This is a genomic window from Lactobacillus equicursoris DSM 19284 = JCM 14600 = CIP 110162 (genome assembly GCF_001434815.1).
GTDB classification, from domain to species: Bacteria; Bacillota; Bacilli; order Lactobacillales; family Lactobacillaceae; genus Lactobacillus; species Lactobacillus equicursoris.
Genome location: NZ_AZDU01000066.1, coordinates 1 through 6,124 on the forward strand (window position 1 = coordinate 1; position 6,124 = coordinate 6,124).

A 6,124-nucleotide genomic window follows, 5' to 3' on the forward strand; every position below is an offset into this window, starting at 1 on the left:
ACAAGCGAACTCCTGAAGAGAAGTCCGCCGATGCAATGAAGAGAATCCATGAGGAGAACGTCAGAAAGCAAGCAGAAGCAGCCAAAACGCAGGCCACCATGCAAGCCAAGTCTGACAAGCTAGATGAGCAGATCAAAAAGAACCAGCTCAAGATCCAGAAGCAACAAATTCGGGAAATGCGTCACGCTATGAAATGCCCGCACTGCCACAGCACGAACGTTAAGCCACTTGGCGTTCACCGTAAGGACTTCAGCCTTGGCCGTGAGCTTATGTGGGGTTACGGATCCGGGTCAAATGGTAAAGCAACCAAGAAAACGGACTTTGTCTGCATGAAATGCGGGAAGCGTTTCGTAAAATAATGGCTGTCTGCGATAAGCGAGCAACCGTAAAAAAATGCACTACTAAAATTGACGTGGCCTTAATGGTAGCGTCTTTTTGATAGGAGGATCACCAAGTCGAAGCGTGACAAGCACATCGAATCCTAGGCAAGAAGATCCAAATGATCAGGTACGGCAAGCAGGTAAAAAAGCCCGCATTTGCGGGCCTGGAAGGATATTATTATCGCTAAAGCATACTTTAACAGCAAGTGATTGATATCTGCTACGCCAGAGATACTCAAAAAGTAGTTTTCTTCTTGAAAAAGAAATAAAAAATAGTAGAATAAAGGTGATTAGAAGAGCGGTAGATACTCTACGGAGCCTATTGCGGGAAAACACCTTTATTGCAAAAATAAGGGTGTTTTTTGTATGCACAAAAAAGAATTTAAAAGCATTGATCAGCAAATCAATTTGTTGCAAGAACGTGGTTTAACAATAAATGATGTTGAGAGGGCCAAAAAATATTTATTGTCAAACAATTATTACAACATCATCAATGGATATAGCAAGCCGTTTTTAGAATCTGAAAATTTATATATTAAAAATGCGTCATTTGATGAAGTAAGCCGCTTATATTTTTTTGACAAAGAGCTTAAACAAGTCCTATTTAATTCTATTCTTGACGCAGAACATCATTTAAAGTCAATTCTTGCTCATAGATTTGCTGAAGCCCACCCAAATAATCCAGAAGCTTATCTGGACATTAGTTCATACAATCATGAAAAGAGCCTATCTGTTGCACATGTAATAAACTCATTAAACGGTATATTGCGTAAAAACAGACAGTATCGTAACAATTCAATTCATCACTATTCAACAAAATATAATGCAGTTCCAATTTGGGTCATCATTGATTATTTAACCTTCGGTGATCTGTATGCATTGCTCAATTGCCTTCCTGATAATCTGCAAAATAGGGTTGCAAATGATTGTACTGAATTTATATGTAGTAATAATCCAAATTTTACCGGACAATTTCCACCAAAGACTATGTTGTCATTCATAAAAAATATTCAATAAATTAGAAACGTTTGTGCCCATAACAATCGTCTAATTTATTTCGAGTGTAGATCAGACACTAGTTATTTCCCGGCCATTCATAGTCATTACGGAATAACACCAGAGGATAATCGGAGGTCAGTCTATTCGACATTTATCAATTTGCAGTGCTTTGTAAGCAAAGTTGAATACGCCAAATTACACAATTCGATCAGAAAAAAAGTAAATGCTTTAAATAATCAGCTTAAGTCGATTGACATTAATTCAATTTTGCTTCTGTTAGGTTTCCCAACAAATTGGAATAAGTGTGCCAAGAAAGAACAACAGTCAAATAATAAAAAGAGCGTTTCTAAGTGCAAGCTTTAGAAAGTAGTGACTAGATATGTCTTTTATAGAGAAAAAAGACAATAGTTGGAGAGCTAAAATCTCTTGGTATGACGCAAATAGGAAAAGACACACCAAGAGTAAGCAAGGATTTGAAACCAAACGCCTAGCTCAGCAGTGGGCCAACGAAATGGAAGTTACCAAAGCCACACTAAAGCGAATCAAGCATGTTAGCGACACGATTGAGCTGATTCCTGACAACGATGACTATAACACGATCATCTTAGACAAAGACCATCCCGGCAGGATACTCGGAAAGAAGATCCAGATGATCAGATATGGCAGTAGATAAAAAAGCCCCTTGATAAAGGGACTTGAAGGTAAATTTATGGATTTTATCAAAGCTATCTGGGACTTATATCCTCATACTAGAACTGAAACTATTTGGTTTATTATCGCCTTAGCCGAATTTTTCACTATGGGTCCTTTGGCCCTAAAGCTTTATCACCAAAATAAGAAGCTGACAAATCAATTAGGTTCCTCTTCAGTGGATCGTATGCATATACAGACTGGAAATATAGACATAGACTTAGCTGGTCAACCAGCTTCAAATCTGTCAAACGAACAAGAACAGTTCATTAGAGCCATCGCTTCAGGAACCATAAATAATAATAGTCAAAAAGAATCCACTACCAATGAGAACTAATATTATTCTTACCGTTCTTTTCTAAAGCACGAAGGGACTTATACGCACCAATAATACCTTCATCCAAGAAACCATAGCAAGATCTTAATTCAATCTTTTTTGCGTCACTATTAACGTACTTCAGATTTTCGTCTGCTATTTCCTTTGCTGCGGATATTAAATTATCTCGCGCATCGTCCGATATGGTCAAGAGATACAGCCATGGTGCAAGTGCTTTAAGAATATAAACTGCTGAATAGAACACAAACATGTATACGACAGCATGCATCAACATTGATAAAAAATATAGCATCTATTCTACCTCAAAGGAGAAACATAATGATAGGCAACATGTGGATTGCTCCACTAATCAAACAACAAAAAATAGACAGTGAAACTCAATACCTTTTCCAAGCAGGCAGCAAAATCACCGGTTTGTCGTTCCCAACTTATTATACTATGGACGCATTGATATCCATATCTGGAATGGCTCTATCAAACCATAAAATTGAAATAAAGTTAGACGATCAAATAATCTCAGTAAGTAAGCTGAGTTCTGAGACTCTAATCGAAGCAAATATATTTGATGGTTCCCTGACCACTGTAATTACACTAAGAAATTTTTTATTAAAAGAGTCTGGCATCAAAAAGTTTTCCCTTTATGTTGATGGCCAAGAAATATCTGAGTTTCGGCTTAACTTTTCATCAACAAAATAATTTTGCAACTACCACCTAGGGTATATCCTGGGAAAGAAGATCCAAATGATCAGATATGGAAGCAGGTAAAAAAGCCCGCGCTTGCGGGCCTGGAAAGATATTAAGGAATCTGAAATGTATAATCTAGACAATCTAACCGATAGCGAAGTAGAGTTATTAATCAAAGAATCAAAACACGCTTTAAAAGATCTGGCTTTCAACATTACTCTTGGTAAATTCAAGCTTGACAAAGAACTGATAAGCACTCACAACAAAATCGAATACCGATTTTTTGCATATAGAGGTAACTTAGCGACCAAGTATGCAATTCATATTAGATTCGAAGAAAATAATCTCCATCTCGTTAGACTGTGCATAAACGGCCAAAAGCATCATAACCGCGATAAAACTATTGTTAGTGAAAACCATATTCATATCTATACTACTTCATCCGGATCGTATGAGGACTACGCATACGAACTTAGCGACTTTCCTTTTGATAAAAATAAGGAACTCGGGCCGGCTCTTGATGACTTTATGTGCTATACTCATATCAATTAGATGACCATTTGTTACGGAGAGGAGGGTCAAAATGATTAATGCGGAGGAATTAAGCAAAAACTACCTTGACTGGTGTAGCAAAAACATCAATTTTACAGATATTTCTACTAACATCGTAAAAATTGATGTACCATTTTTGGATAGCTTTAATGATGAAATAGCAATTTACGCCGTTAACGATCCTCATACTGGCTCTATCACTCTAACCGACGACGGCTGGACAATTAATAATCTCGAAAGTCGTGGCGTTTATCTGAAGCATTCAAAGAAGAGGCAGCAGCTTTTTCAAAGACAAATTTCAAATTATGGTGTCGTTGAAAATGATGACGCTCTGCAAATTACTACTACTCCAGATAATTTTCCAATTTCCAAGCATCGACTTCTACAAGCGATGCTATTTGTAGACAACATGTTTATGTTGGCAACAAAAAATACAACTAATCTCTTTTTGGAAGATTTACAAAATTTCTTTAACGAACACAAAATCAGAACTACCCAAGGCGTTTCTTTTGTTGGAAACAGTGGTCTGACTCACAAATTCGAATTTTCTATTTCGGGCTTTTCCCCGGAAAGAATACCAACTAGATTGATCAAAACCTTGACCGCAAGTTCGAATAGCCAAGTATTTGCTCAATCCATTCTTACTGATATTACACAGACACGGCCAGTGCAAAACGGCCTGACTGAATACTACGTTTTTATCAATGATGTTCGTGATGACAGACCTGTCAAAGTAAGTCCTCAGATAATAAGTCTCTTTGAGCAAAACGACATCAAGGCCGTAAAATATAGTGATCGTGACTCCGTTGTTGAAGAACTAGCTAGATAGCATCTATCTACTTTTAGCGTGCTGTGCCAGCTGTGCTAGGTTAGTCAGCAGTTCAACCTATAAGACTAATATTAGTTGCAAATTGAAATATGGCTGGATATGAAAAGGCTAAATTAGAGCAAAAGTATTGAATTTTTCTAGTTTTTTTACTAAACTATCTAATGCAGGTAGTTATTACGCTGTCTACCCGTGTAATCGAACCTAAAGTTTAAGCGACATGTAATGTCGTCGACCACGGGGGCCTCGCTATGTTTAGCGGGGCTTTTATTTTGCGGAGAATTTTATGGATATTTATATTTATTCTGACGAGTCAGGCGTATTTGATGCAAAGCATAATCGCTATTTCGTATTTGCTGGAACCGTCTTTCTTTCAAAGAAAGACAAAGAAAAGTGGGAACGATTATATTTGCATAATGAACGGACAGTCCGAAATAGTGAGTCTCTCATGCCTGGTGAAGAGGTAAAAGCTACTACTGTCTCAAACAAATCTAAGAATAAGCTATATCGAAGTCTCAACCGTGTGGAGAAGTTTGGAATTGTCATTTCAGAAAAAGATGTATTAGATAATATATTTGATGACAAGAAATCTAAGCAAAGATATCTAGATTATGCTTATAAAATTGGCGTAAAGCGTAAGTTGCAGCATTTAATTGATATTGGAAAGATCGATCCTAGCAAAGTAAGAAGCATCCACTTCTTTGTTGATGAGCATACTACCGCAACAAATGGCAGATACGAGCTGCGCGAAGGCTTAGAGCAAGAGTTCCGTATCGGAACGTATAATTGGAAATACACCGCTTTCTTTCCTCCAATTTTCCCAAATCTTTCTATTTTAACATTGTCCTTTTGCGACTCTAGGACAAAGACGCTGGTACGAACCGCAGACATAGTAGCAAATAGGTTATTCTTCTGTGTAATAACTAATAAAGTCCCCAAAATGTTGCGTTCAAATTTTCAAGTCGTTTATTTGCCTAAATAGCAAACAAAAAACTGCTACTAAAAAGTAGCAGTTTTTTTACTATTGTCTCTTGCACTTTAGTAACATATATGTTATTATATAGACATAAGGTTAAGAAAGGAGGAAACAATAGATGAAAGATTTATTCGATATTCTTGCGGATGTCGCCCAAATCATCGTTGCCATTGCTACCACTCGGCTAGTGATCATGCAAGTTAAGCAACTTGAAAAGGAAGACAAAAACAAGTCAGAAAAAGACGGGGGCTAAGGCCCTTGCCTTTTCTGCTATCGATTATATCAAACATCTGTTAAATAATCATGTTAGAAAACATTCTTTTAATTACTCACATTGTTTTAGTTATCACTACAATCATTTTGGTAGCAACAATCATCTACTATGAATTAAAGAAAAAGGCACTCAAAAGAAATGAACGCATTACAAAAGTATCTCGATCAAAACGGAATCACTAAATATCAAGTTTCAAAAGCAACTGGCATTTCCAGCATGACGCTTTCTCATGCTACAGCCGACTCCAAGCCCCTATCTGGTCAAACCGTTAAAGTTATTGCTGCTGTAGCAGACGCCCTGGGCAAAACACCTGGAACTGTACTTGATGAATTGATCGAAATCGAAAACAAAAAATAAAGCAGCAAAATATACAGATACACGAATAAAAAAGAAAAGAAGCCCGTTA

General features: G+C 37.1%; 10 protein-coding genes and 2 pseudogenes. 11 read left to right on the plus strand and 1 reads right to left on the minus strand.

Annotation, left to right across the window (positions count from 1 at the left end):
- From FC20_RS10910 to FC20_RS08860, 5 genes and pseudogenes are all read left to right on the plus strand, one after another.
- A pseudogene (locus FC20_RS10910) lies at window positions 1-359 on the plus strand (hypothetical protein); the annotation flags it as partial.
- 387 nt (window positions 360-746) lie between these two features.
- On the plus strand, window positions 747-1,397 hold the full coding sequence (locus FC20_RS08850; protein ID WP_008463379.1) for an Abi family protein: 651 nt from the start codon (window positions 747-749) through the stop codon (window positions 1,395-1,397).
- 361 nt (window positions 1,398-1,758) lie between these two features.
- Window positions 1,759-1,890, plus strand: a pseudogene (locus tag FC20_RS11075) (DUF3622 domain-containing protein); the annotation flags it as partial.
- Window positions 1,891-2,052: a S24 family peptidase gene (locus FC20_RS11030; protein WP_236697660.1), complete on the plus strand. Its 162-nt coding sequence runs from the start codon at window positions 1,891-1,893 to the stop codon at window positions 2,050-2,052. It abuts the pseudogene before it with no gap.
- Between the two features lie 36 nt (window positions 2,053-2,088).
- Window positions 2,089-2,406: a hypothetical protein gene (locus FC20_RS08860; protein WP_008463383.1), complete on the plus strand. Its 318-nt coding sequence runs from the start codon at window positions 2,089-2,091 to the stop codon at window positions 2,404-2,406.
- Here FC20_RS08860 and FC20_RS10920 read toward each other — a convergent pair.
- Window positions 2,390-2,674 (minus strand): hypothetical protein, encoded by a 285-nt coding sequence (locus tag FC20_RS10920; RefSeq protein WP_236697661.1) that lies wholly within the window; start codon window positions 2,672-2,674, stop codon window positions 2,390-2,392. The genes FC20_RS08860 and FC20_RS10920 overlap by 17 nt on opposite strands.
- 50 nt (window positions 2,675-2,724) lie before the next feature.
- On the opposite strand from FC20_RS10920, the gene FC20_RS08870 reads away from it, so the two are divergent.
- The 6 genes from FC20_RS08870 (at window position 2,725) to FC20_RS08890 (ending at window position 6,075) form a co-directional block, all read left to right on the plus strand.
- On the plus strand, window positions 2,725-3,102 hold the full coding sequence (locus FC20_RS08870; protein WP_008463385.1) for a hypothetical protein: 378 nt from the start codon (window positions 2,725-2,727) through the stop codon (window positions 3,100-3,102).
- A 114-nt stretch (window positions 3,103-3,216) separates the two neighbouring features.
- Window positions 3,217-3,642 carry a DUF6978 family protein gene (locus tag FC20_RS08875; protein ID WP_008463387.1) on the plus strand — a complete coding sequence of 142 codons (426 nt, stop codon included), beginning with the start codon at window positions 3,217-3,219 and terminating at the stop codon, window positions 3,640-3,642.
- Window positions 3,643-3,673: 31 nt separating this feature from the next.
- Complete coding sequence (locus FC20_RS08880; RefSeq protein ID WP_008463389.1) at window positions 3,674-4,471, plus strand: DUF1828 domain-containing protein; 798 nt, start codon at window positions 3,674-3,676, stop codon at window positions 4,469-4,471.
- A 283-nt stretch (window positions 4,472-4,754) separates the two neighbouring features.
- Entirely contained in the window at window positions 4,755-5,450 is a 696-nt protein-coding gene (locus FC20_RS08885) for a DUF3800 domain-containing protein (protein WP_008463392.1), read from the plus strand.
- A 112-nt stretch (window positions 5,451-5,562) separates the two neighbouring features.
- Window positions 5,563-5,697, plus strand: a complete 135-nt coding sequence (locus FC20_RS11020; protein ID WP_008463395.1) for a hypothetical protein — start codon at window positions 5,563-5,565, stop codon at window positions 5,695-5,697.
- A 159-nt stretch (window positions 5,698-5,856) separates the two neighbouring features.
- Complete coding sequence (locus FC20_RS08890) at window positions 5,857-6,075, plus strand: helix-turn-helix domain-containing protein (protein ID WP_008463398.1); 219 nt, start codon at window positions 5,857-5,859, stop codon at window positions 6,073-6,075.
- The last annotated feature ends 49 nt before the right edge of the window (window positions 6,076-6,124 follow it).

Bases quoted from the DNA above. Each gene is read 5' to 3' on its own strand.
- FC20_RS10920 (WP_236697661.1), bottom strand. From the start codon at position 2,674: ATGCATGCTGTCGTATACATGTTTGTGTTCTATTCAGCAGTTTATATT.
- FC20_RS08860 (WP_008463383.1), top strand. From the start codon at position 2,089: ATGGATTTTATCAAAGCTATCTGGGACTTATATCCTCATACTAGAACT.
- FC20_RS08875 (WP_008463387.1), top strand. From the start codon at position 3,217: ATGTATAATCTAGACAATCTAACCGATAGCGAAGTAGAGTTATTAATC.
- FC20_RS08880 (WP_008463389.1), top strand. From the start codon at position 3,674: ATGATTAATGCGGAGGAATTAAGCAAAAACTACCTTGACTGGTGTAGC.
- FC20_RS08885 (WP_008463392.1), top strand. From the start codon at position 4,755: ATGGATATTTATATTTATTCTGACGAGTCAGGCGTATTTGATGCAAAG.
- FC20_RS11020 (WP_008463395.1), top strand. From the start codon at position 5,563: ATGAAAGATTTATTCGATATTCTTGCGGATGTCGCCCAAATCATCGTT.
- FC20_RS08890 (WP_008463398.1), top strand. From the start codon at position 5,857: ATGAACGCATTACAAAAGTATCTCGATCAAAACGGAATCACTAAATAT.
- FC20_RS08870 (WP_008463385.1), top strand. From the start codon at position 2,725: ATGATAGGCAACATGTGGATTGCTCCACTAATCAAACAACAAAAAATA.
- FC20_RS11030 (WP_236697660.1), top strand. From the start codon at position 1,891: ATGGAAGTTACCAAAGCCACACTAAAGCGAATCAAGCATGTTAGCGAC.
- FC20_RS08850 (WP_008463379.1), top strand. From the start codon at position 747: ATGCACAAAAAAGAATTTAAAAGCATTGATCAGCAAATCAATTTGTTG.